19 protein-coding genes and 1 pseudogene are annotated in these 24,398 nt (G+C 59.9%); 3 read left to right on the top strand and 17 right to left on the bottom strand.

All coding sequences use genetic code 11. The annotated features are described in order from the left end of the window. Positions 1 to 4: 4 nt before the first annotated feature. From dctP to MOV74_RS03135, 3 genes are all read right to left on the bottom strand, one after another. On the bottom strand, positions 5 to 1,009 hold the full coding sequence (dctP, locus tag MOV74_RS03145; RefSeq protein ID WP_246917821.1) for a TRAP transporter substrate-binding protein DctP: 1,005 nt from the start codon (positions 1,007 to 1,009) through the stop codon (positions 5 to 7). 1,257 nt (positions 1,010 to 2,266) lie between these two features. Next, positions 2,267 to 3,043 (bottom strand): sensor histidine kinase, encoded by a 777-nt coding sequence (locus tag MOV74_RS03140; RefSeq protein WP_246917819.1) that lies wholly within the window; start codon positions 3,041 to 3,043, stop codon positions 2,267 to 2,269. Positions 3,044 to 3,142: 99 nt separating this feature from the next. Continuing rightward, positions 3,143 to 3,526 carry a response regulator gene (locus tag MOV74_RS03135; RefSeq protein WP_246917816.1) on the bottom strand — a complete coding sequence of 128 codons (384 nt, stop codon included), beginning with the start codon at positions 3,524 to 3,526 and terminating at the stop codon, positions 3,143 to 3,145. 886 nt (positions 3,527 to 4,412) lie between these two features. Here MOV74_RS03135 and MOV74_RS03130 point away from each other — a divergent pair. Then, on the top strand, positions 4,413 to 4,673 hold the full coding sequence (locus tag MOV74_RS03130) for a DUF1488 domain-containing protein (protein ID WP_246917813.1): 261 nt from the start codon (positions 4,413 to 4,415) through the stop codon (positions 4,671 to 4,673). A gap of 92 nt (positions 4,674 to 4,765) precedes the next feature. Here MOV74_RS03130 and MOV74_RS03125 read toward each other — a convergent pair whose 3' ends face one another. The 12 genes and pseudogenes from MOV74_RS03125 to MOV74_RS03070 all read right to left on the bottom strand — a co-directional run bounded on the left by MOV74_RS03125 (position 4,766) and on the right by MOV74_RS03070 (position 18,392). Continuing rightward, the gene (locus tag MOV74_RS03125; RefSeq protein ID WP_246917809.1) at positions 4,766 to 5,146 is read right to left on the bottom strand and encodes a hypothetical protein; all 381 of its coding nucleotides are present in this window, start codon (positions 5,144 to 5,146) and stop codon (positions 4,766 to 4,768) included. A gap of 888 nt (positions 5,147 to 6,034) precedes the next feature. Next, positions 6,035 to 6,159: pseudogene (gene mraY, locus MOV74_RS03120) on the bottom strand (phospho-N-acetylmuramoyl-pentapeptide-transferase); the annotation flags it as partial. 241 nt (positions 6,160 to 6,400) lie between these two features. After that, a complete protein-coding gene (locus tag MOV74_RS03115; RefSeq protein WP_246917807.1) occupies positions 6,401 to 7,006 on the bottom strand; it encodes a 2-hydroxychromene-2-carboxylate isomerase in 606 nt (201 codons plus the stop codon). Positions 7,007 to 7,091: 85 nt separating this feature from the next. Next, entirely contained in the window at positions 7,092 to 7,784 is a 693-nt protein-coding gene (locus MOV74_RS03110) for a glutathione binding-like protein (protein ID WP_246917805.1), read from the bottom strand. A gap of 10 nt (positions 7,785 to 7,794) precedes the next feature. Next, entirely contained in the window at positions 7,795 to 10,131 is a 2,337-nt protein-coding gene (locus MOV74_RS03105) for a LamG domain-containing protein (RefSeq protein WP_246917803.1), read from the bottom strand. A gap of 61 nt (positions 10,132 to 10,192) precedes the next feature. Next, on the bottom strand, positions 10,193 to 10,558 hold the full coding sequence (locus MOV74_RS03100; protein ID WP_246917801.1) for a hypothetical protein: 366 nt from the start codon (positions 10,556 to 10,558) through the stop codon (positions 10,193 to 10,195). Positions 10,559 to 10,639: 81 nt separating this feature from the next. Then, the gene (locus tag MOV74_RS03095) at positions 10,640 to 12,961 is read right to left on the bottom strand and encodes a LamG domain-containing protein (RefSeq protein ID WP_246917799.1); all 2,322 of its coding nucleotides are present in this window, start codon (positions 12,959 to 12,961) and stop codon (positions 10,640 to 10,642) included. Positions 12,962 to 13,030: 69 nt separating this feature from the next. Further along, positions 13,031 to 14,680, bottom strand: coding sequence for a branched-chain amino acid ABC transporter permease (locus MOV74_RS03090; protein WP_246917796.1), 1,650 nt, complete (start codon positions 14,678 to 14,680; stop codon positions 13,031 to 13,033). A gap of 3 nt (positions 14,681 to 14,683) precedes the next feature. After that, positions 14,684 to 15,565, bottom strand: a complete 882-nt coding sequence (locus MOV74_RS03085; protein ID WP_246917794.1) for a branched-chain amino acid ABC transporter permease — start codon at positions 15,563 to 15,565, stop codon at positions 14,684 to 14,686. 3 nt (positions 15,566 to 15,568) lie between these two features. Beyond that, positions 15,569 to 16,336 (bottom strand): ABC transporter ATP-binding protein, encoded by a 768-nt coding sequence (locus tag MOV74_RS03080; RefSeq protein WP_246917792.1) that lies wholly within the window; start codon positions 16,334 to 16,336, stop codon positions 15,569 to 15,571. Then, complete coding sequence (locus MOV74_RS03075; RefSeq protein WP_258719494.1) at positions 16,333 to 17,109, bottom strand: ABC transporter ATP-binding protein; 777 nt, start codon at positions 17,107 to 17,109, stop codon at positions 16,333 to 16,335. The genes MOV74_RS03080 and MOV74_RS03075 overlap by 4 nt, the downstream gene beginning before the upstream one ends. Then, positions 17,109 to 18,392 (bottom strand): ABC transporter substrate-binding protein, encoded by a 1,284-nt coding sequence (locus MOV74_RS03070; RefSeq protein ID WP_246917787.1) that lies wholly within the window; start codon positions 18,390 to 18,392, stop codon positions 17,109 to 17,111. The genes MOV74_RS03075 and MOV74_RS03070 overlap by 1 nt, the downstream gene beginning before the upstream one ends. Before the next feature lie 638 nt (positions 18,393 to 19,030). Between MOV74_RS03070 and MOV74_RS40955 the strand changes: the two genes are divergently transcribed. Further along, the gene (locus MOV74_RS40955; RefSeq protein WP_246917785.1) at positions 19,031 to 20,068 is read left to right on the top strand and encodes a response regulator transcription factor; all 1,038 of its coding nucleotides are present in this window, start codon (positions 19,031 to 19,033) and stop codon (positions 20,066 to 20,068) included. Positions 20,069 to 20,083: 15 nt separating this feature from the next. Here the strand turns inward: MOV74_RS40955 and MOV74_RS03060 are convergent, their stop codons facing one another. Both MOV74_RS03060 and MOV74_RS03055 read right to left on the bottom strand, forming a co-directional pair. Then, the gene (locus MOV74_RS03060) at positions 20,084 to 21,241 is read right to left on the bottom strand and encodes an MFS transporter (RefSeq protein ID WP_246917783.1); all 1,158 of its coding nucleotides are present in this window, start codon (positions 21,239 to 21,241) and stop codon (positions 20,084 to 20,086) included. Between the two features lie 100 nt (positions 21,242 to 21,341). Next, positions 21,342 to 23,300, bottom strand: coding sequence for a primary-amine oxidase (locus MOV74_RS03055; RefSeq protein WP_246917780.1), 1,959 nt, complete (start codon positions 23,298 to 23,300; stop codon positions 21,342 to 21,344). 252 nt (positions 23,301 to 23,552) lie between these two features. Here MOV74_RS03055 and MOV74_RS03050 point away from each other — a divergent pair. After that, a partial coding sequence (locus MOV74_RS03050) for an AMP-binding protein (RefSeq protein ID WP_246917778.1) occupies positions 23,553 to 24,398 on the top strand: 846 nt, incomplete at its 3' end.

Genomic DNA, 24,398 nt, shown 5'->3' with positions numbered 1-24,398 from the left:
GCGGCTACCGGGTCGATCGCAATTTTGTGAGCTCGGTCCGAACCGTTTTCAGCAGCTCGGCATTGCGCTCACTTTTCGAAGCCCAATCATTGGCAAGGGCCGCGAACACGGCATTGGCCGTATCGAGGTCCGATGGCGAGGGGATGACCACCTGGCGCTTCGGATCGGACTTCAGCTCACCCATAATGCTGCTTTCTACGGCTTCGTAGGTATCCATGAAGCGTCCGGCTGCCCACGTACCACTGTATTTGAGGATGATCGCCTGCGCGGATTTCGGCAGTCCGGTGAATGTTTTCCGGTTCATCAAAACCATCAGCGGCGCGCCGCTGATTCCAAGAAGGTAATGATAAGTCGCAACGCGTTTGATGCCGTAATCGACCAATGGCGATGGTGGCACGAGGGCACCGTCGATGCTGCCATTGCCGATGGCTTCCGAGATCTTGGTGACCGCCAGAAATACGGGCTGCGCTCCGAGTTTTTCCAGCGCGGCGGCTTCGCCCGGATTGTTGACGCGAATTCTCTTGTGCTTCAGATCGTTCAGCGACCTGATCGGGATATTGCTGTGGATCGTCTCAGGCTCGGTGACGTAAGCGCCGATCACCGTGTAGTCTTCGTATCCTTGCAGCGCGTTGGCGGCCATAAGCTGGTTGAACACCGCAACGGACTCCCGCATGCTTGTAAACAGGCCGGGCATCTCGATGATTGCATTATCTACGAACCGGTTCCGAGTCAGTCCCGTCACGACGTAGGCGATGTCGGCCTTACCGTCGAGCACGAGCTGGGGTTGCTCAGCCGGATCCTTGCCAAGCGCGCCGCTGAAATAGGTTTCGATTTCGATCTGGCCTCTTGCCTCGGCGTTGACCGCGTCGACGAATGGTTTGACTGCGGCGAGATAACTCGTCGAGCGGTCGGAGCTTGGGAAGGCCAATTTGAGCTTGACCGGTTCGGCGGCGGACGCCGAAATCAACGCAAAAGAGATCACCGCGCTTCGTGCCAGCAACTTAAGCATCGGTTTTCCGATCGTGGCGACGGCGCGTCACACAGTTATGTAAGACGCCGATTTCCTCTGGTCTCTAGCGAACCCTCATAGATAGAAACGCCGTACATAACGCTCATAAATAGAAACTAGCGACCTGACCGGCGATCAAATCGCGCATCGTGGTTTGACGCGTGTTAACGCCAACGAGACAATTGTCTGAGAGGGCCGATGCGATTTGGCCCAACTTCACCGACCTGTGCTCCGCACAGCAATGGCGCGAAACTCGAGGCTGGCCTTGTCAGTCCGCGAAGTGAGGCGGACCCTCTTAGCTTTAAGCGTTCAAGTCTTCTCTGCTGAAGCAGATAGGATCGCGGACACCCGTCCTGCTTGTTCCTTCGACAAACGTTCCGCCACTTCAGTTCCAATTAGAGCCGGGCCCTGCGTTTTCGATCGTAGACCATCCAGCCGACACCTCCCGTGCGAACGAAAAATCTGCTCTGCGGCGCAACCTCACCCATAGGGAGCCCCCTAATTACCATGCGTTGGAAAATGGACCGCGACCGCTTTCCTGACCGCATCGCACTTCGCTGCGGGGCTGAAATGCGCGTGTCGAGGACGGCTTCAATGCGCCGCTTACGAGACCCCATTTGAGACCTCAAGCCAATATTGGAATGTTACACAACGGCGGCCAATCTCTCGCTATCAGAGCGGTAGTATGCTTTCAAAAATGCCGCGCTCACTGGTCAATATTGCTCACATTGCAAATATTGCCGGAGACGAGGAGTCGTTCGCTTTGCAGCTCGACGGGCATGGCTGCTTCGGGGTGGCAGCGGATGGGGAGGTAGGTGGCGCGGCAATTGGGGGCGGCGTTGGTAACCCATTCCACAGGACTCGCTACGCCACTGTGACTTGGCTACCAGACCCGCGACTGTGGACCCGCTCTGCGTGAGGCTGCGGTGCTGGCTCCCGGGATTCCGCGTGGGTCACGCGAACGGCAAACTTGCCAGCTTTGCCTTTTGGCCAATGTCAGCCTCTCGGAAAGAAATGAGTCGCCGCCCCTTCTCGTCCCAAAAGACCCTCGGCACACATAAATCTCGTTCCCTAAAAAGCACAACGCCGCCGAGCCGAGTAATGCTTGGCGGCGTTGTGTCGGATCGGGAAATCGCAATCCGGCGGTACACATTTGTCCGCACACGCCGTGCCAATGTTCACCGCAAAAAGGACGGCTCCCAATGAGGGATGAAGAGAAAGACTGAACCACTCACGTGGCTACACATCGCGCGCGGGCTATGTCGGCGAGGAGCTCAGAGACGCTATCGGTACATCGAACGTGTACGAGAACCCCGTCGACGCATACGTTAGTTGCACGTCGCCCCGGAGCTGCTTGCCAAGCGTCTCGATCAGCCGCGTTCCGAAACTGCGCTTTACGGGCGGCTGGACCATTGGGCCGCTCTTCTCGGTCCAGGTCAGGTGCAAGCGCTGGGTCTGTCGGTCCATTGTCCAGACGAGGTCGACGCGCCCCTCCGGGACCGACAGGGCGCCAAACTTCGTGGTGTTCGTGCAAAGCTCGTTAAGCGTCATCGCGACAGCGATGACGGCAGCCGACGTCATCCGGATATCGGGTCCCGAGATCGAGAATTTCGACTCATCGGGATTGTCGAAGGCTTCGATGGCGCTACGGACGACCGTGCCAAGATCAGCGCTGGACCATCTTGCCTGCAAAAGAAGATCGTGCGCCCGGCCGAGCGCCAATAGCCGGCCCTCGATGGCCTGCTGTGCGTGCTCGGCCCCCTGTAAGCCGTGCAGGCTTTGGGAGACGATGGCGGCGACGGTCGCAAGGGTATTCTTGATGCGGTGGTGCAGCTCTTCAAGGATCAGATTCTGCAGCCTGTCGGCCGCCTCGCGCTCTCTGGCGTCGATACCGGCCTTGGCAAGCAGACTCCTCGTATTGATCTCCGCCTCCGCCAGGAGAAGCCGCAGGCTAACGTTCTCAGCCGCCAGAAAGTCCTGGTGCGATTCTGCGTCGCTGGGGGGCGGATCTGTGCGGAGATCGACTTCAAGCATTTGCAACTCTATCACCTTGGACTGGGTGCCGCACTCGATTTTGGGCGGAGCGTTCGCGTTGTGCGATTTTGGCGGCATCCGGCACCAAAACCACCAGCTTCAGGCGTGACCGATCATGCTGCGCATCTGGGCTATGATTTGCCAGGCTTGGAGTGGCTTGCCGAAAAATCTGCTGCACGGGGGAAGATCGATGCTCGCCGGGTTCAATTGCCCCGACATCAGGATGATCTTGATCACCGGCCAACGCTTATGCACGGTATGCGCAAGGCCCAGGCCGTCCATGCTGCCGGGCAACTGAATGTCGGTGCACATGAGCGCGATGTCGGATCTGGATTCCAGGATTGAGACGGCTTCGTCGGTATCCAGAGCTTCCACCGGCGCGTAGCCGGCGTCTTCCACCATGTTGACCGCGCGCATGCGGAGCATCATCTCGTCCTCTACGACGAGAACGACGGCCGGACTGCGTGAAATATCGAGCATCATTGGATGGGCCCCTCTACGGGAAACGGCTGTTGACTGGAACGAGCGATCGATCTGGGACAAGCATCTCGGTTCCCCTATGATCCATACCTAGGTGCTCTTTCCTCAGAATATCCGACCCGATCGGTGCGTGAATGGTGGAGCGGACGGGATGCAACTCTCAACTGTCATTCTGACGGCACGCCGGCCTTGCCGCCGAGATGCTCGAGCATCTCAGCAGCGTTCTCCAGGATTGTTGCCTTTTGCAGTGCCTCCCCGCGCTGATGTCCCGGCGGCATCTTGCGAGCTCTATTGAGGGCGTTTGCCGCCCTGATGTTCAGTTCAGAAGCTAACAAGGGTTTGACTCCCCTCATTGGCCCGAATGAGCCATTGGCTGGAGCTGACGGCGCTCGCCTGCCGGGAGGAACTACCACTGAATAAGCACTGCAGCAGCGATCAGCAGCACAAAAACGATCGGCAGCAATACGGGAGGTACCATCCACTCGCGAACACTGAACTTGGAGATATCTGACATTTGACCGCCTCTTGGCCGCGGCGGGAGCACAATGCTCTCAGTCACCGATAACAGCCGAGGGGCGCGCGGTGATGACTAAGATGTGGTGCCTATTCGCAGAATAGCGAGGGCCAAGCGCAACTTTCTTGCTGTCGTCAGCATCGAGCGGCATTGTAATACGCTTCCAGGATAACCATTTGAGGGTTCACGCAACTGAATCGCTCCAACATCCCGCCCTTCGCGTCAAGCTTCGGCCACGTCAGATGTTGTCAGCCTACCGCCTGCACGTCGACGTGAGCCGTCGCGGGACAGGATAAGCTAGGGGCATCCGAAATCATTCGATGCAAATCGTGCTAGGCACGAGTCTCGTGTACCGGCAACTGATCGGCCTCAACCATGATTGAGTTTCCAAATCACAGTCGTTCTTATGATCGCACGCGGCGTGCCGTGCGATTTTGGGGACACGACAGCGCTATCGAGGCGTCGTTTTTCATAAACGAAAGCGCGCTGAAGCGACTTCAACCAGATGCCAGCTACGATGAAGCGGGCTTTCTGAACGCGTTTGATTCCAATCGTGACTTGATCTGTGCCGCCGCTGCCAAGGTCTACAGCCGCGGTAGCAGGGGCTCTTACGATTTGGACGCCGCAAATTTTTGAACCGATTTCGCACTGCAATTCGGCCTGATCAGCGAAGACGCTCGACGAATAGCGAAACGTCGGCTTTTCGATGTGGTTGTCTGATGATCTGATCACCTGAAAAATCGCAGCTGGGCTGACACCAGGGTAGCGGCAGAGTCGAACCGAGACTGCACCCGATCATCTCTCTTGCCTCTTGGGAAAATGTCATGGACACACATTTTACGCTTACCTTCCTGTCGGGTGGAGGAATTGTCCTTCTCGCGTTTGCTGCGATTGGGGCGTTTTTGTTTACGGAACGGTTGCGAGGAGCGAACGCTTCTCGCTAGCGAGAAGTGGAGAAAAGTTGACGGCACCCCACTGCCCGCCGTTAGCGCTGCCGTCTTTCCGCCGGCGATGAACAGCCCCTCTCCGGCGCTCAGCATTTTCGCCTCGCCACCCAGCGAGACCTCGATCGATCCTGACATTTGGTAGAGGATGCCGTTGGCCGCCAAGACGCTGCTCCTCTCGTCCGGCCGAAAGAGTGATGCTCACCGTTTTGAAATGGAGCTGCACGTCTGTAACGTTTCCCGCCGTACCAAGTCGGATTGAAAGGCATCGCCGGTCAACACGCGCCGCGCGCGGCAAAAGCCAAAGATAAACCCGCCGGGCTGGTGAAAGCGCACGGAAAATGACGGACGACAAGACAAGCACCGATCGAAGTCTGTCTGTCGCTGAGCGAAAACTCTCAGGGGACACGAGGCACGAGCGGCCATGCGTATCATGAACCCGCTCAGAAGGCGTTCAATAAAAATCGGGTTCGGCTACCGGAAGAGGCGGCCGCGGGTCCGATGGTCGCTCCCGCACCCGAGCTGCCGGACCATATTCCGATCGAACGCGTCCTATTTTCCACCAGGATCCAGAACGCTCTCCGAGGAGCCCGACCTGAAAACCGTCGGTGAGGTGCGCGAGATATCGGACGAAGCCCTTACTAGCCTCCCCGATCTTGGAAGGCCGCTCTCCGATCTCCGCATAAAATTGGGCCTGCCGTCGACCGACGGAGTTAGACCAATAAAGCCCACCTAATTACGGCGATCGCAAAGCCTTCAGGCTATAGTACTTCACCTCCTCTTAAGGCGCCCGTTATGTGGCCAAGACGTTCCGGCGGCGCAAGGGCGGAGAAGAATGGGCGCTCGAGATGGAATATCGATCGCAACGGATCGTCCAAGCCACGCGTGGCGCGGAACGTTCGCACGTTTGGCGACCTGATCAAGGCAGCCACGCGCCCGAAGCCGCCTCGAATTGGCACCGTGATGCTCTCGACTGTTTTCATCTTGCATAAACCGGGCCGCATTAACGAGGCCCACAGCCACGCAATTGCATGGCGGGTTGGACTATCGTCATCAACGCTGTTTGAGTGTGGAGAGGCCGGGGAGCGCCAGCACCACGAAATGATCCAGAATCGGATCATGATCTGCAGCTCAGTCCACCCATTCTGCTGGAAATGATGGAGTAGCGGAGCCATCCGGGCGGCTCCAGAGGATCGTTCGATGCGCACGATCATCTTGGAGGCAGAGCGTTTGGTCATCGCTTTGAAGGCTTCGCGGAAATCCTCAAGACGGAAGATGCTGGCCACAATGGGAACAAGCTTCTTCTCGGTCAACCACCATCGGCGTAAAAGATCTCTGCTTCTGAGCCCGGACAGCATAACCACCTGCAAACTTGAGCATCAATCCTACGGCTTGAGAGCAATATTGCAGGGTCGAGCCCTACCCTGCCTTGCGGCGCTCCAACACTTCGCGGATCAAAGGCAGACGATCGTTGCCAAAATACATATCGGTTCTGTCAATGAAGATTGTCGGTGATCCGAAGCCGCCGCGTGCGATTACCTCGTCCGTGTTGAGCCTAAGCTGATTCCTGACCGCCTCTTCGTTGATGTTTCGAAAGAACTCCGCGGGATCGATCCTCACCTTCTTGCAAATGTTGGTCAGCACAGACTCCTGGGAGATATCTTTGTCCTCACCCCAATAGCTTTCGAACACTGCAGTTGCGAACGGGACCATCCCGTCGCTACCGAGCCAGACGCAGCCGCGCATCGCCCTTACGCTGTTTACCGGAAAGACCGTCGGTGGCATCTTAATCACAAGACCGGCCGAACGAGCGCAATCAGCGATATCTTTCAGCACGTACTGCGCTTTCGGCGCGATCGGATTTTCGCGCGAGGCATAAATGCTCGGATTGACCGCATTGAAGATGCCGCCAGCCAGCACGGGTCGCCACGAAAGCGGCTCGTCAAACTCCTTCGCCAATTTTTGAATGTTGTGGAAGGCGAGGTAGGTCCACGGACTTGAGCAGTCGAAGAAAAACTCGATCATCGATCGTTACACTCTCCATCTCTCCGGTACGCGATGCTGCGAGCCAGCATCTCCATTTTCAATCGCCAGAGGCCTCCATCACCGTTCATTCAGCGACGACCCTGGATGCGCCGAACATGATTCGCTCTGCTTCGTCGGAAAACGGCTCCTTCACGAATTTGCCGACCGCAAGGCCGGCTTGCACTTGCGGCCGTTCGCGAACTTCCGCATACCAGCGCTTGACGTTCGGATAGTCCTCGAGTGTGAAACCCTGCGCTTTATGAGTCATCGTCCACGGGAAGCAGGCCATGTCGGCTATCGTGTACTCGTCGCCAGCAACAAAGCGCCCGGTCTTGCCCAATTGAGCGTCAAGCACACCATACAGTCGCGTCGCCTCACGCTGATAGCGGTCAATCGCATACGGGATCTTCTCCGGCGCATAGAGACGGAAATGACCGTGCTGACCAAGCATCGGTCCAAGACCGCCCATCTGCCACATCACCCATTGTAAAACCCGGCTACGACCACGCACATCCACTGGCAGAAAGCGTCCCGTCTTCTCGGCCAGGTAGATCAGGATGGCACCCGTCTCGAATACAGAGATAGGCTCGCCGCGGTCCGACGCGCGATCAACGATCGCTGGAATACGATTGTTCGGGCTGATAGCGAGAAACTCTGGCCTGAACTGTTCACCGGCGCGAATATCGATTGGGACGACGCTATACGGTAGCCCGAGTTCCTCCAGCAGAATCGAGATCTTCCAACCATTGGGCGTTGGCGCGTAGTGCAAGTCAATCATTGCAACCTTCCTACGGAGCTACTCGTTCGAGCCCCGCTGTAGTCTCCCTAGGTTTGATCGAGCCAGGCAATGGACCCGGCTTGACGAACGCGTCCACCACATTGCTCAGGAGCTGCGAGACGTTGTTCTCGAAGCCGTTGATAGGGAGGGCGCTTCCGAATGCGATGGATCCGGTTGCAAACACCGCCCCGTTATTCGGCGCCTCGAAATACAGCATGTCGGCCCGCAGGATGTAGTTGTGCGTCCCGCTGAAGCCCTGATGCGCGTGCGCACCCTCCTCGTCATGGGCGATGTAGTTGTCGGGGTGACCACCCGAGGATGCGATGATCTTCGTGTTGGGCGGCGTGCCGAACCCCAGCTTGTAGCAGTCGATCTCGATGCCCGCCGCTCCCCCATTACCGAGGCCGAAATCACCGATGATCTCGCCCTCGATCCCGTCGGTGATCCAGGCGAGCGCCGGATCGTAGCTGTCGGGCATTCGACGGTAGGGCTGGCTATGGGCGAAGCCCTCGCCCGCAAACGTGTTACCGACCAGCTTCTGCCCCCAGCGCTGAAAGCCGGTCCAGATTCCGCACATCTGCCCCGTCGTGGCGAGGTAGTACTCGCCGGGCCGTGCCGCCCAGGCGATCCAGTGGCCACCGGTCTTGCGGCACTCCATGATCCACGGCTCGTCGTCGCGAAATGCCACATTGCAGCAGAAGCTGTTCGCGCCCATGCAGATGAAGCGTCCGCCGCCTGCGATGTAATCTTCGTGTGCGTCGAGCATTCGCTCGGAATGATATTCTGGATGTGTGGAATTGAGAATGCACGCATAGGGGGCCATTGCGGCCACACCCTCAAGATGCACATCTTCATCGGTCAGGACATCATAATCGTAGCCCTTGTGCTCGAGCCACGCCAGGATCGAGAGATCAGCCGGGAAATTCCAAGGCAGATCGAACGCGGAGATCCGGTATTTCGGCCGCATGTTCACCAGCGGGCGGCGATAGCTCGAATAGCAGATGCCTGCACCATCTGCATGCGAGTCGTAGCAACCGCCGCCGAATTCCGGATTTTCGTAGATCTCAATGTCGACCTCGGAGATCGTCGGCGGTTGACCGGCCATTGGCTGCACGATCTGGCCGTCCGTCGCGAAGCGCTCGTTGGCATAAGCGATATAAGTCGCGGTGGAAAACAGCAGAGCGATGCGTCCGGTCGGCACGCGCGGCCGGACGAAGAAGACGATGTACTCTTCGGCCAGGCCCTTGCCGTCCCCGCCGCGTACCCTCATCGCGTAGGCGCCGCTGCGCAGCGTTTCGGGCAACTGGAGCGCTCTTGTGACTTTCCAGTTGCTGTCGATCATCGCGTCGGCATGGAATTCTACGCCACCGTATTCGTGCGGGGCGAGACGGAAACAGTCGTTACGGCCGTTCCAGTTGTAGCCGGTCTGCGCGCGTACCGGCCTGTTATAGCCGATCGCATCGAGGCGATTTGGTCCGATGTCGACCACGACGTCGCCGATGCCGTGGTCGGTGTAACCCTTCGTGGTGTCCCAGTATGCCACCATGCCGTCCGATGGGGGCCGCCCGCCCGAGCGGATCGCATCGAGTTCCTCGCGCCCCAGCGGACGATCGAAGATACCACAACGATCGATCTTCCCGCAGTAGAGCTGTGACACGAAATGTCCGCGCAGTGCGTGCCAGTCGCGCGAGCCGGCCACCAGGAAAGGCGTATCGGGCAGATTGTTCTGCCTGAACCGAAACACCTCCGACACGTGCGAGCGATATTCGACCGGCGCAACCTTGCTGAGCAGGCTGTTATAGCGGTTCACGACCCCTTCCTGGTAGAGGGTGGCGCGACCGCTTCGCGCATCGAAGGTGGCTGCGACAAAATACCAGGCCTGCTTCTGCAAGGGCAGCTCTGCCTGCAGATAGTCGATCTCGCCTCCACGACCGATCCAGAACTCCAGCCTTCCGCTCGGATTGATCCCGAGGCCGTAGCCGTGATTCCTGTCATTGTCCCAGCGCCCCAGCAGGCATTGCCGATGCCCGACATCGGGCCATGTTGGCCAGATGAATGCACACAGCGTTACGCTGCCGTCGACCGCGAGCTTGCGATCGGGGTCGGTCACCTGGAGGAAGGCACCGACCTGCGTGAACTGTTTCTCGACTTGCCAGGTGCCGTTGGCGGCGCAGTCGATTTCTTCCTCGATGAATCCCGGACCATCCGGATGTTCGTCGCCATGGATCAGACGCACGAGATGGGCTTCAGCGGTAGACGTGCCATCGGCACTGACATGAAACTGTATGGTATCGCCCGGCTTCACCGAGATCTTGTCTGCGTAGCCGAATATCTTGATCTGCGCCATGATGCGGAGTTTCCAATCGGAAAGGCCGGACAAGGCGCCCTGCCCTGTCCAACGTGTTGCTCTAGGTTTCGAGAAGGTCGCGGATGCAGCGCAAGAATAGGCCGTGACAGGCGTCGTTCGCCGACGTGTAGATGGCCGTATCAATGACACGGGGTGGAACTCCCCGACGCCCCGACAGCTTGACCACCTGATAACGGCGAAACGGCTCGATGGCCCTGACCGCATATCTTTCGTCGAGCGGTCGTTGACGGAAATAGATCAACAGTCGCCCGAGGCGTTCGCTGTGCTGTCCCACCGGCGACCGCCGGTGCTCCTCGATCAACTCGGGAGTCACGAGTGTCCGCAAGAACTCGCGGCGGAAGCCGTCGAACCGATCTCGGACGATGATGTCACGGTCCTGGGACCTGTCATATTCGAGAGGCAGCATTCTCAACTCTCCAGAACTGCAAATGCCTGACGTGAAGCGTGTCGGCCGGGCGCACCCGCACGCCATCCTGCGACGGCTGTTTCATGCCCACTGCTTTTCCTCATTGACCCAGGCGAACCCGGGCAACCTGCCGGCCCCCACGAACGCTTCCACGACATTTGTGAGCACGCGGGATGCGCTGTTTTTGAAGTTGCTGACCGGCAGCGATTGCGCGAATGCGGCCGAGCCGCATGCAAACACGGCTCCGCCATTGGGCGCTGTGAAGTAAGTCAAGTCGGCGTGAACGCGCCAGTCATACGATCCATAGAGACCGAGGTATGAATAAAGGACAAGCTGCTGGTTCACGACATAGCTGTCTGTGTGGCCCCCCGACGATGCGATGATCCTGGTGTGCGGCGGCGTACCTAGGGCGCGGTCGTAATAGTCGAGTGCGAGCCCCGCAGCGCCGTTGTTGGCGAGGCCGAAGTCGCCGATGATCTCGCCATCGACCCCTTCTGTGATCCAGGACACGGTGCGGTGATAACTGTCCGGCATCCGTCGGTATGGTTCGCTTCTTCCGCCGCCCGAGCTGCTCAGGCCTATCCCGACCAGCTTCTGGGTTGCCCGTCCGAGCACCTTCCAGGGACCACCACGCATCCCGTCTGTTGCCATGTAGTGCTCGCCGTAGCGTGATACCCACGGCTTGTAGCCGTCATCGCGACGCCGGCACTCCATGATCCATGGTTCGCCGTCGCGAATTGCCGCCGTCGCATTGAAACCGTTGCCGCCTGCATAGATGTAACGGCCGCCGTCGGCGATATAATCCTCGGTCGCATCCAGCATGCGCTCGGTGTAGTATTCCGGGCGCGTTCCGCTGATGACGCATGCGTATGGCGACAACGCCCCCAGCCCGTCGCGATGCAGGTCCTCGTCGGTCAGGACCTCATACTCGAAGTCGCTCTGGTCCAGCCATGCGATGACGGATAGATCTGCAGCCAATCCTGACGCGACATCGAGGCTCGGAATCCGGTATCTCGGCCGCATGTTCATAATCGGACGGTGATAGGAGCTGTAGCACACGCCGCCGCCGTCGGCGTGCATGTCGTATGTCGATAGCCCGAGATCGGCTCGCATATACATTTCGATGTCGATATCGGACAGCACAGCCGGCTGACCCGTTAAAGCCTCACGTTCCGGATGATCGAAGCTTAGGCGTTCGTTCGCATAGGCAAGATAGGTGAGCGTCGGAAACAGGAATGCAACGCGCGCCCGCGGCCTTTCCGGGCGCACGAAGAAGACGACATGCTCCTCGGTCAAGCTCTTTCCCCTGCGGGAGCGCAGCCTCATGGCATAACAGCCGCTTTTGAGACCGCGCGGCAGGGTCACGACCTTGGTCGCCTTCCAATTGCAGTCCGTCAGCGCGTCGGCATGAAACTCGATCCCCCCGAACTCGTGGGGAGCAAGACGGAAACAATCGGTGAAGCCTTCCCAATTCCAGCCGGTCTGACCGCGAACGGGCCGGTTGTATCCTCGGGCATTCAACTTGTGCCGACCGACGTCGATGACGAGATCACCGATGCCGCGGTCGGTGTACCCCGCGCTTGTATCCCAGTAAGCAACCAAGCTGTCCATCGCAGGGACGAGCCCACTCCTGATCGTGTCGAGCTCGGCGGCCTGCAGGGCCTGATCAAACGCGCCGCACCGGTCGATCTTGCCCCAATATAGCTCCGACACGCACGCACGCTTCTGAGCGTCGCAGCTACGCGATCCTGCCATCAAGAATGGAGTTGAGGCCAGATTGCCGGGCTTGCTCCGGAAGATCGCGGATGTGCGGGACTCGTAATCCACCAGCGCGACCTTGCCCAACAGGCCGTTGTACCTGTTGCCGACCCCGATCTGGTGCAAGGTTGCATGCCGAGTCTCGGCATCGAAGGTCGCGGCCACGAAATACCACATCTGCACTTGCAGTGGCACGTTGGCGGTCACGCTCTCGATCTCTTCACCGCGTCCGATCCAGAACTGCAGAAAGCCCTTTTCGTCGATGCCGATCCCGTAGCCCTGCTCTCTGTCGTCGTCCCATCGGCCGATAATGGTTTGGCGCTTTCCGGACGCGGGCCATGTCGGGTGAATGAAGGCGAACAGGGTGAAGCTGCTCGTGAAGGCCAGTCGCCCCTCGGGGTCTTCGACCTCGAGGAACGATCCCACCTGTGTGACTTGCGGCTCGACCTGCCACCCGCCATTCGCAGTGCACGGCACCTCCTGCTCGACGAAGCCTGGTCCCTTAGGGTCTTGATCGCCATGGATCAGGCGCACCAGTTGCGCCTCAGCCATGTCCGTCCCCTCGGCGCTGACATGAAACTCGATGGTCTCGCCCGGCTTGACCGAGATCCTGTCCGTGTAGCCAAAAAGTCTGACCGGTGTCACCACCAACTCCCTCGTTTGCAAGCCCAATATCCGCCGCGCCGGTTGGACACGGATACGTTCGTGATCCGATCAGGACTCCAGCAGGTCCTGGACGCGCCGCATGAAAACGCCGTGGCAGGCTTCATCGGGCGTCGAGTACATTCTGTCCTCGACCACGCGCGGCGCTACGCCGCGATGACCGGACAGCGCCACGATCCGGTACGCCTCGAAGCGTTCCACGGTGATGATCGCGTACTTCTCCACCTGGGGACGGGTGCGGAAATAGATCAGCAGCCGCTCGAGCGCCTCGCTGTGCTGCCCGTTGAGGGAATGGCGATGCTCCTCAATGATCTCCGGTGACACAAGCGTCTTGAGATGATCGCGAGTCATCTTGTCGTGGCGCCGCTGATAGATGACGCTCTTGTCCTCAGTCTCCGTCGCCTCCTCAGGCAGCATCTCGCCGCCTTTCACCGCCCGCGTCGAGCGCCGCTCGCTCTTCTTCTTGTCGCGCCACGTACGGAACTGCGCCTTGATCCCGAACAGGCCGTTGCGCAGGTAGAGCACCACCAGCAGCATGATGAGACCGATGATCATGAAGCGCGCCGGCCCCCACGTGTTCAGGACCTGGTCGAAGAACACGACGATCAAGGTACCGACCACCGCGCCTTCCGCACGTCCGACGCCGCCGATCACCAGCATGGCGAGCCCGAGCAAGACGGTATCGAAGTTGAAGATCGAGAACGCCACGCCGCCAAAATTCGAGGTGTAGAATCCGCCGATGAAGCCCAGCGCCGCCGACGAGATGAGGAATACCCAGACGCGCGCCTGGCGAAAGTTCACGCCGGTCGCCTCAGCGAAGGCCTCGCGCTTTTCGGGCGCCATACGGAGAATGCGTCCAAGTCTGCGGCCGTTGACGAACCGATAGAGCAACAACGCGAGCAGCATCAGGCCAAAGCAGGCGTAATACGCCAGCAGCAGCTGACCGAGCTGCGACCAGTCTTCCGGTATATAGGTCCGCGCGCCATATAGGCCACCATTTGCGGATCCGAACTCCTTCGAGGTCAAAAAGTAGACCCGGCAGAGCTCGTTGAGCCCAAGGGTGAGAAGCGCATAGTAGAATCCGTCGAGCCGCGTGGCCGGCAGGGCGATGATCCCGCCGAAGACGAGCCCCACCAGTGCGCCGATCGGCGGCAGCAGCCACCAGGGCACGGCAAACTTGACCGCAAGCAGAGCCGTAGCGAACGCGGCGGTCCCGACCACTGCATAAGTGGCGAGCGAAAAGACGCCCGCAGTGCCCATGATGAGCATCCAGCACAGGCTGATGGCCGAATAAATGCCGAACGTGGCTCCCGCCGTCAGCAGCGTGTTCTGCAGGTCCCCGGGCGTGAATAGAGGAGCGATCGCCAGCGCAAGAAGCCCCAACATCCACCAGATGGGCCGCTTGTCGACGATCGTCTTCTCGGCGCGCAACGTCTTGGGATTGTAATCTCCGCGCACGCGAAGCACCCGGCGGCGCGTCGGCCAGTAGCGAAGTCGATTCCACATCGTTTCGCCATGCCCCGGCCACTTGTAGTAATAGCGCAGGCGGCCGACCGGCTTCAGCTCCGTTCTCGACTGGTGCGTATTTTCCCAGACCTCCTGATGGCTCAGGAACGGAATGGTCGGAAGCTCTTCGACGTCGCGCTTGCCGCCCCATACGAAGAGCGGATTGCGCCATTTGATGCCGCCATCAATGGACATGGCTCAGGCCTCCCTCGCCTTGTCGAGCAGCCCGGCGATGCCGCGCGGACGGACCAAGAGAATGACGATGATCACGACGAACTGGGTGATGAGAACATAGCGGCCGCCAATCGACATGCCTGTCACCGCCTCGTTAAGGCCGAGCACGACCGCGGCAATGACGGCGCCACGGACGCTGCCAAGCCCGCCGCAAAGCGCAATGCTGACGCCCTTGATCATCGGCATCAGCCCGCCGAACGGTGAGATGTAGTAGGTCTGGGAGAGCAGAACCGCCGCGAGGCCTGCCAATCCGCCGGTGATGCCCATGACGTAGAAGGAGGTTCGCCGAACGCCGATGCCGACGATGGATGCCGCATGAGGATTCATCATCATGGCTCGTATTTCGAGGCCTCGGCGGCTCGATTGCATCCATCTGAGAACGACCGCCAATATCAGAATGGAAGTCACTACGTTCCCGATCTTATCCGCCGTGAAGACCGCGCCCGATAAGGATACCGACCAGTTGCCGAAGATCTCCGGCAGATTCTTCGACCGCGGACCGAACCACCAGAGCAGGAATTGCGTACCGATTAGATTGATCGCGAGCGTCGCAATGAGACCCCGGATGGTGAAATTCGGCTTGTCGTGGATCGGTATGAACCCGATCGCACAAATGACTACACCCCCGAGCGCGCCGGAGAGGATGCCCGCGGCCAGCACTGCCGGCCCCCAGGTGGAGACATGCTGAGCGAACAGCCAGGCGCCATAACCAGCGAATGCGAATATGAAGCCATAGGAGAGGTTGAGCAGGCCGAGGCTCGACCACGTGATCGAAATTCCGATCGCGAGCGTGCCGTAGATGCACGCAAGGATGATGGTGTTGCTGACGATGAACCAGATATCCACGCTTTAAGCCTTTCGATAAGCGTTCAACGCGAGAGCCGCCGAGGCCTCACCCTTGAGCTTGCCGACGTGCATCCCGATGACACGATCGACCCGTCCCTCCAGCAGCGCGACGTTCTGCTCCGCAATGATCATGGCGGCATTTCCGAGTTCGACCGCCATCAACGCGTTGATCACGCTCTTGCCGATCTTGGGCGCCAGCCCTAGCGATGGCTCGTCTACAAGGAAGAGCGACGCATCGGTCATCAGGCCTCGGCCGATCGACACCATGCGCCGTTCGCCGCCCGACAGGCGCCCGACGGGTACGTCCATCAGCTTCCGCAACGGTGGAAATATCTCCAGGATGCGGAGCTTACGGGCGCCACGATCGCGCCAGGCCGCCGCAGTGTAGGCCCCGGAATCGAGATGCTCCTCGACCGTCAGGCCGTGGAAGATCTCGTCGCCTTGCGGAATCAACGCCAATCCCGCGCGCACGATCTCGTGGGTGTAGCGTCCTGGCCCCTGGCTCCTCGTGCGACCAACCTCCCTGCCGTTCAGCTTGATCGAGCCGCGCTGCCAGCCCGTGAGTCCGGCGATTGCGTAGAACAAAGTCGACTTGCCGTGGCCGTTCAGGCCGACGATTCCGATCCGCTCTCCGCACTGAACGACGAGATCGAGATCGTGGATGACCCGAACCGGCCCATAGCCGGCGGACAATCCTTTGACGTTTAGGACCTCGCGCTGCGGCTGACGCGCCGGACTGCCCGGCAAATGGCTGCTTACGGAAATATTCATCCCTCGGCCTCTTCGCTGAAATCCTCGAAGTAGGCCGCGTGCACCTTCGGATCCGCCATGACTTCGTCCATCAGCCCCTCGGAGATGACCTCCCCGGCATCCATCACCAGAATGCGATCGGCGATCGTTCCCAGGAGCTCGATGCGGTGCTCGACGATCAGGATCGCGATGTTCATTTCCTTGGCGAGGATGCGCAGCAACGTGTCGATCTCGTCGACTTCCGAATTGATCAGGCCCGCCGCCGGCTCATCCAGCAGCAACAACGACGGCCGACGCATCAGCAGGCAAGCCAGCAGCAATTTGCGCCGGTTGAAGGTCTCGAGCTGCGTCGCCGAAATGTCTTCGCTGATTTTCAGACCGACGAGGTCAGCGCCATACTCGGCATCGAATTTGGTGAGGAATGGCCAATAGGCCTGGCGCGCCGCCTTGAACGTCTCGCCAACGGTCAACTCGTCAGGAACGACCGGCGTCTGGAATGTGCGGCCGATCCCCAAGCGCGAGCGGGAATACAACGGCAAGCCCGTAACATTCGCACCCTTGAACCACACCGAGCCACTCTTCGGAGGCATCCGCCCGGACAGGATTTCAAACAGGCTGGTCTTGCCCGCGCCGTTCGGTCCGATGATGCCCAGCACTTCCCCGGCTTCGACCTGCAAGTTGATATCGCGGAGGATCTCGCGCCCCCCGAGATCGAGCGCGATGCCGCTGCAAGAGAACAGGACGGGCTTTCCGCCCTGTTCAGCCGTAACGTTTCGGGAGAGTTGTCTGAGCATTAGCTCCACCACGGTGCGGAGATCAGCTTCGTTTCCGAAACCGGACCGGGATAGACGATCTTGTGCGCGCCACCCTGGATCTGGACGTAGAGTTGCGCGACGCCGGCCTCGAGCTTGCGAGCCTGCAATTCGTCGCCTCCATTGTCGGGGAAATGGAGTGCCTCCTGATATGGGTTGCCCATATCGACGTAGCCGCAAACGCCGCGCTGCGGGTTAGCCCGGATCCAGTCGCAGACCTCGCCGAACTTTCGGGGATCGCCGACCGCTTCCCAGGCTTTCTTGAGGTAATAGGTCTGATCGTACGCAATGCCGGTATAGGCGAGCCCCGCGATGCCGGGGAAACGCTTCTTGTACTTCTCCCTGTAGGCGAGACCTCTCTCGTCACCATAAATGCCCATGGTCGTGCCCCAGACGAATCCGTTCGCCGCCGACCCGGCTAGCTCGAGGAATTCCGGTTGCGACGGACCGTACTGGAGATAGACGAGCGAGTCGCGCACCGGGCTTGCCATGAACTGCTTGCAGAAAGCGGCGTATTCAGCGGCCACCCAATGGTCAACCATGATCGCGGCGGCATCGACTTCCTTCATCTCGCGAATGACCGGCGCCCAGTCCTGCACGGGATATTGGATATCGGTGATCCGGGCGACTTCGAACTTGCCGCGCCGCTTGATCTCTTCCTGGGCGGCACGCGATATCGTTTGGCAATAGCCGATCTGCTCCTGAATGATATGAACCTTGCGGTTCTTCGGCTTCCAGACGCCCCGCTGCTCCTCGTCCTCAAGCCAGAGTGCGTAGTTCCATCCGTAGTTCACTTCGGATGGACAGAACTGGAAGATGTGGCTGTATTTATCCGGCTGCGCTTTGACGGCAGAGGTGCCGGCGCGCTGCGCGTTGCCGTTGATGTAGGGGCATTTGTACTTCACGGTCGCGTCCATTGCCGGCAACGGGACCAGCGTAAAGGCAAAGGAGATCGCGTCGACCTTGGCGTCCACGCAGGCGGCAAGCGCCTGCTTGGAGGATTCCGGCGACAGAACATTCATGTCCGTCGTGAACAGCTTCAGCGGCCTGCCAAGGATGCCGCCAGCGGCGTTGATCTCCTCCATAGCCAGCGTCGTACCGTTCAGAAAGTCCTGATGATCCGCAACGCCGGCAGCTGCGGTTTGGCAGTAAGGAACGCCAAGAATGATCGGCTGGGCGGCAGATGCTGTCCGTCCAACGAATGGTGCGGCGACGGCCGCGCCGATGCCCGCGGTCACTGAACGTCTGGTGAGTTGGGAAACCATCTGAGCAACCTCTCCTGCAATCGAGCGCGCAAGTCCTCGGCACCGCGACGGGGACCCGGCCGGATTTCCTGTTGGGCTAAGACGGCGCGGTCAGGCGACGTCGAGTGATAGCGGGCCTCGTTCCGCATCCCACAGCCTGGGACGGTGGATCCGGCCGAACCGCATGGATCAGAGCCTCCATTTTCTGCCGATTTTCAGCAATACGTCAGCTGACCGATTTTGGAGCCGGTCCGGCGCGGAGCGATCCAGAACTACGGTGCGGGCGCGAACAGGGCTCGGGTGGCCAGCTGCGCAGCAAGCCAAGCCCAGATTTTCATCAGTCGAGAGCGCTGCAGGCCTCTTGCGTCAGAATTGCTGGCCCTGAATGAGGCGAAGTGTGACACTGCTTTGACTAAAGGAGCGATCGCCTCTAACATGCAATTGCAGCTTTCACCTCGGCTGACTTCGATCCAGGACGGTCGGGATCAGCAGAGCGAATGGCCACTGTCGCGATGTGACATCTCGATTGGTTGGCGCGGTCCTTGCTCTTGGACCGCGGAGGTCTCCGCAATACCGCCGGGCTAACGGACTGTTAGCGGCCAAGAAGAAGATTCGATCACGAACCGTCGGCAAGATCTTTCACGAGCTGGAGGCTCACCGTGAAATCGGCAGCGATCGACCATACGATTTCAGCAACCCTACGGCTCGACACACCGGCGGCAGCCCTGAATGATCAGATCATCGATCAGGCGACGCAGGTGACCCGTTTGTTACGCGAGTTCGTGAGGAGCGAGGCGATCGCGCTGGTCGCGATGGATCCGAGTTCTCGAACCCATCGCACTCTGGCCGCCGACGGGTACACGGACAGAACAATGTCCTACGTGCTCGACGGATTCCCTAACTCGTGCCCGGCCTACGCCATCGCGCGCGAGAAGGACACGCACTCGATGCGCTGGCGAGACTTCAAGCGCAACTGGAATCTCTATCTGCCGGACACGTTCACCGCTCAGGAATACCTGATCCCGGATGGATTCAAGGAAGGCTCGACGATGTGCTTGCGCGTCGCGGATGGCCGCTACATCGGGGCAATCCACATGAGCTGGTCCAAAGAAGCGCACGCAAAGGACGAGCACCGCGAGATGACGGAGCGCTTCCGCCCGATTCTGCTGAACATCTGCGATCAGCTCAGGACGCCACAGCTTCTGGCCGACGAGCTGGCGCCAGGCTCCTACGCGATCGCCGTCTCGCCGAACGGCTTTGCATTTCACCTCCCCAATCGCAGTCCGGGGCCACATCTCGGCGAGGGCGGAGAGCTTCGCCGGCTCGTGCTGGAGAAGGCGAAGTCCGCCAGAGCTCAACGGTTTGTCTGGCCGGACGAGGCCGGCCGCTGCCACCAGGTCACGGTCACCCCCTGCCGCGGAAATATCCTCCTCATCACTGAGCAATGCATTCGCTGGCCGTATAATCTCTCGCTCCGGGAGATTCAGATCCTGCATCTCGTGACCAGCGGCGCTTCAAATCCCAACATCGCCGAGCAACTCTTCGTGTCGCCCCGCACGGTCTCCACGCATATCGAGCACATCCTCGCAAAGATGAGCTGCGACTCGCGCACGCGACTGGCGGCACTTGCGGTGTCCGAAGGACTGCTGCTGGCGGAGTCCCCTTCCCGACGATCTCGGAACCTCGCCGGCCATTGACCGGCCGCGACGACGTCAACCGGAAGGCGCGTCTTGCGTGGGCGCGTCCTTCAGAAGCAGCACGAGCCCCGCGGCCACGAGGCAGGCAAGGCCAACGCAGGCAAATCCGACCGCATAGACTGCGAGGCCAAGGGCTCCGACCCCAGCAGAGGTAATGGTGGCCCCTGCCAGGTGAGCTACCGTCATCCAACCCATCGCTCCGCCGACGCGGTGCCTGCCGAGATTTTCGGACATCAGCCTGACGAGCGCAGGGAACGTCAGTGCCGCATCGAGGCCATAGAGCGCGCCGAATCGGGCTAATTCGACAAGGCTGAAGCCGGTGAATGGAAGCCAGAGCAAGAGAAGCGCGCGGACCACGAAGTAGACCGCCAGCAGCGTTTGCGCGGGATAACGATCCGCCAGATATCCGCTGACCATGCTTCCGATCGCACCGCCGACCACAACGATGGCCAATACGTCGGCGCTGGATGAGAGGCTGAGACCCGCGCCCATGCAGAGCATTCCGAGCCGGCCGTCGATCAAGCCGGATGTCGAGGCGCCACAGATGCAGAAGATCGCGGCGAGGGCCCAGAACCGCCAGTTCTTCGCCTTTGCGTATCGGTTGGGCTTAAGATCTTGTGGAGTGGCTCCTCGTCCGGATACTGGGACAAGAGCGACTGCGAAGGCCGTGGCCAGCACGCCGACAGCAGCAGCCTGAAACACGAAGAACCAATCGAGCGCATCGACCGCGCGCGATGCCAGCAGCAGTCCCGCCGCCGATCCCAGCAACTGCATCGACGCCAGGAGGCCGAAGCGTGTGCCGCAATGCGCCGCACCGCCACGACACCCGATCATCGCACCCAGAAGGGAGGCACTCAGGGAGCCACTGAAACCAACGCCAAGCCCCCAAGCCACCGCGAGGTGCCATGGCGACGTCGCGCGCGTCGTCGATGCAAGCGATAGCGCAAGGAGAACCAGACTGGCGACCAGCGGCGATCGAATGCCCCATCGTTCGAGGCCATGCGCCGCGAACGGCGATGCGCATGCGGAGACTGCGATGCCGAGCGTAATTGGCCAAGCGACGTCGAAGCTTTGCCATCCCATGTCTCGCTGGATGGGGACGGCCAGTAACGCAGGGAGGACGCGCGCGGCCGAGCCTGCAAAGATCGCGAAAGCGACAATCGCAGGGGCCATCGACCTGGAGTGCGTTGCCCGTCCAACCGAGGAGAGGCGACCGGCCCACGATGCCGGTCGGACGAACTGCGATGCAACGGGTCCGGCGGCGAGCCGTGCCCTACTCGGCGGCCTGCGCATGACAACTCGCGGCGTTCCTGTCGGGCGCGAGATCGATGCCGGGATTGCGATCGAAAAAGCCGCTGGGCATCAGCTTGAAGCCGGTGAAGATGCAGGGTTGAACGGGAAAATCTTCGGGACGGACTTGATGGTGAAGACCGAAGACGTGCCAGAGCACGATATCGGTGTTCTCGATATTCCGGTTTTTCGCGACGAAATCGGCGACGCCACCACTGCCGTCCGAATGATTCATGTGTTCGCCAGCCGGATATCGCTCTTCGGGATCGAACGCCGTCACCCACAACTGGTTCTTGATGAAATTCGACCGCCTGCCCGACGGCGACTCCTGATGGATGAATGGCGTCACTGGATGGCTGGCCTCGAGCTTATAGCCCGTCGGCATGCCGACCCAATTCTTGCGATTGGGGTTTACAACCTTCCAGGCACGATGCGTGGCCGGGTTCACCTGGCGGCACCCGCCAAGCTCGGTCTTGAGAACCGTCTCCTCCTCGTAGAAGCCGTTGCCATAGGCATTGTCCGGTCCCCACGGATCGGCCCGCGTGTTGAGCTCGACGACACTGTTGTCGTCACCATCGATGTTCATGTCCAGGCGAGCACAGAATATATGCTGGTGGATATGACCGACAACGCCGGGGGCGACCTCCTTGCCGTATTTGCCGGGCTGGCCTGGATGGCAGGCGGCTGTGTTGATGATGCCGGTCGCCTTGAGCTCGAACTGGATCGAGCCGTCCGTATGGAAGTACCAGAACAGGCCATATTCGTAGTTGGCGACCGTCGCGATGCACGAAATAACCAGCCTGCGCGCCCGGCGCGACTCGACGTTATTGGACCGGAAATCCCAGTGCTTCCAGAGCAATCCCGCATCTTCCTCATGGATGCAGATGGCATTTTCGATTGTTGTGACGCTGCCATCCATGTTCGTGAGGTGAGCGTCGAGATATTCGATCGCACCAAGACAATCGCAGCCGAGCTTCAGTGAATTGGCCAGCTTGCCGATCCCGTACTCGCCGATGTCAAAGACGTTCTTGCGGAAATGCCCTTTGTCGGTCGTCCCATACGGCACGACCATTTCGACCAAGGACGCGCGATGGGCGATTGGTCGGCCGTCGCAACTGATATCGTGCAAGGTCAGACCTTCGCGGGAATTGAATCCAACCAAAACTGACCAGCGATCCCAAGTCAGCCGATGCCCGTCGAGCTTAAATGACACCCCTTCAGGCTGCACGATGTTGAGCGGCTTATACGGAGCTCGCGGGTTCTTGATAAACTCCGCTTCATAATTCACCTCGGCGGCTGGGATCGGAATGATCTCATGATCATCAACGCGGATGATTTCGTAGGTCTTGATATCCACAACCGCGTTGAGTCCACCGATAGGGTGCGCGTAGAGATTGTCGTTCTCTCGTAGACGCACCCACGCGAAAACGTGAGCCAAATAGCGACCGTCCTCCCCCGGAATGCCGAAATTTCCAGCCGACCAGGGATCGATGCAAACAAGCGACATGTCGTCGATGCCACGCTGCTTACAGGCAGCAATGAACCGGTGGTCTGCGCGCACGGCATCTTCGATAGCGGTAAACTGCTCGAGTTGGATCATTGGCTTGGCAATCGGGAGATGCCTCGATGAGAGCACCTTCTCATCCGTCAGCGACACCGTGAGACGCCAGATGCCGTCCTCCTTGACTTTGAAAAGATTGACGCGCGCTGCTCTCGGGATTGGATTCCCGCTCTTGTATTGACGGACGACTGACTTTTCAGGTTCGAGTAACTCGATAGTTTCGAACAGGAAATCTCGGCCGTACTGGGGATGGCTACGGACTACCTCCACAACTGTACGAATCTCTGCTGCGGTCAAAGGATCCAGAGGATGGCGCACCTCATCCACTTGCTCGCTTTTCGACGCGCAAGAGCAGGATGACTCGGAAGCGGCTTTGTCCATACGCAATTTCCCCAAAAGTACCGCCCGTGGCTTTAAAGCCCAGAGGCTTGTTCAGACATTTGCGATCGCTGTCCGGACCTGCCGGTCGCTCTGGATGGACCGGGGCCATCGCATCTCCATGCTTTCTTGCCCACATGCCCTACGCAATACGTCAGTTGACCGATTCAACCGATCCCACCGTGATGTTATGACGGCTGCCATTTTGCGGGCGATCTGCCCTATCAAACCGGTTCGTATGCAATAGGGAAAACCGTGCAGAACCCTTACGACGTCGGCCTTGACAAGAACCCAGCCAACTACGTGCCGCTGAGCCCGCTGAGCTTCCTCGCGCGCAGCGCCGCCGTCTATCCCGATCATGTCAGCACGGTCTATGAGGGGCGCAGCTTCACGTGGGCTGAGACCTATGAGCGCTGCAAGCGTTTTGCGTCCTGGCTCGCGCGCAAGGGCATCGGCGTCGGCGACACCGTTGCGGCGATGCTGCCGAACATCCCGGCGATGAACGAGGCGCATTTCGCCGTGCCCATGACGGGCGCCGTGCTCAACGCGCTGAACATCCGTCTCGATGCGCCCTCGATCGCGTTCCAGCTTGATCATGGCGGCGCGAAGATCATTCTGGTCGATCCCGAGTTTTCAGGCGTCATCACCGACGCGCTGGCGCAGATGACGGGGCCCAAGCCGCTGGTGGTCGACGTCGACGACGCCTCGTTCAAGGGCGGCGAGCGCATCGGCGAGATCGAATACGAAGCGGCGGTCGCGCAAGGCGATCCAGGCTTCACGGCGATCACGCCGAGCGACGAATGGGACGCCATCGCGCTGAGCTACACCTCAGGCACGACAGGCAATCCCAAGGGCGTCGTGACCCATCATCGCGGCGCCTATCTCAATGCCGTCAGCAATATCCTCGCCGGCAATCTCGGCCAGCATCCGGTCTATCTCTGGACGCTGCCGATGTTCCACTGCAACGGCTGGTGCTTTCCCTGGACCATTGCGGCGTCAGCCGGCATCAACGTCTGCCTGCGCAAGGTCGAGCCGACCAGAATCTTCGAGCTGATCAGGCAGCATGGCGTCACCCACATGTGCGGCGCGCCGATCGTCTAC

The sequence above is a fragment of the Bradyrhizobium sp. SHOUNA76 genome, assembly GCF_023006445.1.
In the GTDB taxonomy this organism is placed as follows: Bacteria; Pseudomonadota; Alphaproteobacteria; order Rhizobiales; family Xanthobacteraceae; genus Bradyrhizobium.
The sequence above is the reverse complement of the archived record's forward strand: the minus strand, read 5'-3'. Positions and strand labels throughout refer to the sequence as shown.

What these genes read in the sequence shown, in the direction of transcription:
- dctP (WP_246917821.1), bottom strand. Translation starts at nt 1,009, where the DNA reads ATGCTTAAGTTGCTGGCACGAAGCGCGGTGATCTCTTTTGCGTTGATT.
- MOV74_RS03140 (WP_246917819.1), bottom strand. Translation starts at nt 3,043, where the DNA reads ATGCTTGAAGTCGATCTCCGCACAGATCCGCCCCCCAGCGACGCAGAA.
- MOV74_RS03135 (WP_246917816.1), bottom strand. Translation starts at nt 3,526, where the DNA reads ATGATGCTCGATATTTCACGCAGTCCGGCCGTCGTTCTCGTCGTAGAG.
- MOV74_RS03130 (WP_246917813.1), top strand. Translation starts at nt 4,413, where the DNA reads ATGATTGAGTTTCCAAATCACAGTCGTTCTTATGATCGCACGCGGCGT.
- MOV74_RS03115 (WP_246917807.1), bottom strand. Translation starts at nt 7,006, where the DNA reads ATGATCGAGTTTTTCTTCGACTGCTCAAGTCCGTGGACCTACCTCGCC.
- MOV74_RS03110 (WP_246917805.1), bottom strand. Translation starts at nt 7,784, where the DNA reads ATGATTGACTTGCACTACGCGCCAACGCCCAATGGTTGGAAGATCTCG.
- MOV74_RS03105 (WP_246917803.1), bottom strand. Translation starts at nt 10,131, where the DNA reads ATGGCGCAGATCAAGATATTCGGCTACGCAGACAAGATCTCGGTGAAG.
- MOV74_RS03100 (WP_246917801.1), bottom strand. Translation starts at nt 10,558, where the DNA reads ATGCTGCCTCTCGAATATGACAGGTCCCAGGACCGTGACATCATCGTC.
- MOV74_RS03090 (WP_246917796.1), bottom strand. Translation starts at nt 14,680, where the DNA reads ATGTCCATTGATGGCGGCATCAAATGGCGCAATCCGCTCTTCGTATGG.
- MOV74_RS03080 (WP_246917792.1), bottom strand. Translation starts at nt 16,336, where the DNA reads ATGAATATTTCCGTAAGCAGCCATTTGCCGGGCAGTCCGGCGCGTCAG.
- MOV74_RS03075 (WP_258719494.1), bottom strand. Translation starts at nt 17,109, where the DNA reads ATGCTCAGACAACTCTCCCGAAACGTTACGGCTGAACAGGGCGGAAAG.
- MOV74_RS03070 (WP_246917787.1), bottom strand. Translation starts at nt 18,392, where the DNA reads ATGGTTTCCCAACTCACCAGACGTTCAGTGACCGCGGGCATCGGCGCG.
- MOV74_RS03060 (WP_246917783.1), bottom strand. Translation starts at nt 21,241, where the DNA reads ATGGCCCCTGCGATTGTCGCTTTCGCGATCTTTGCAGGCTCGGCCGCG.
- MOV74_RS03055 (WP_246917780.1), bottom strand. Translation starts at nt 23,300, where the DNA reads ATGGACAAAGCCGCTTCCGAGTCATCCTGCTCTTGCGCGTCGAAAAGC.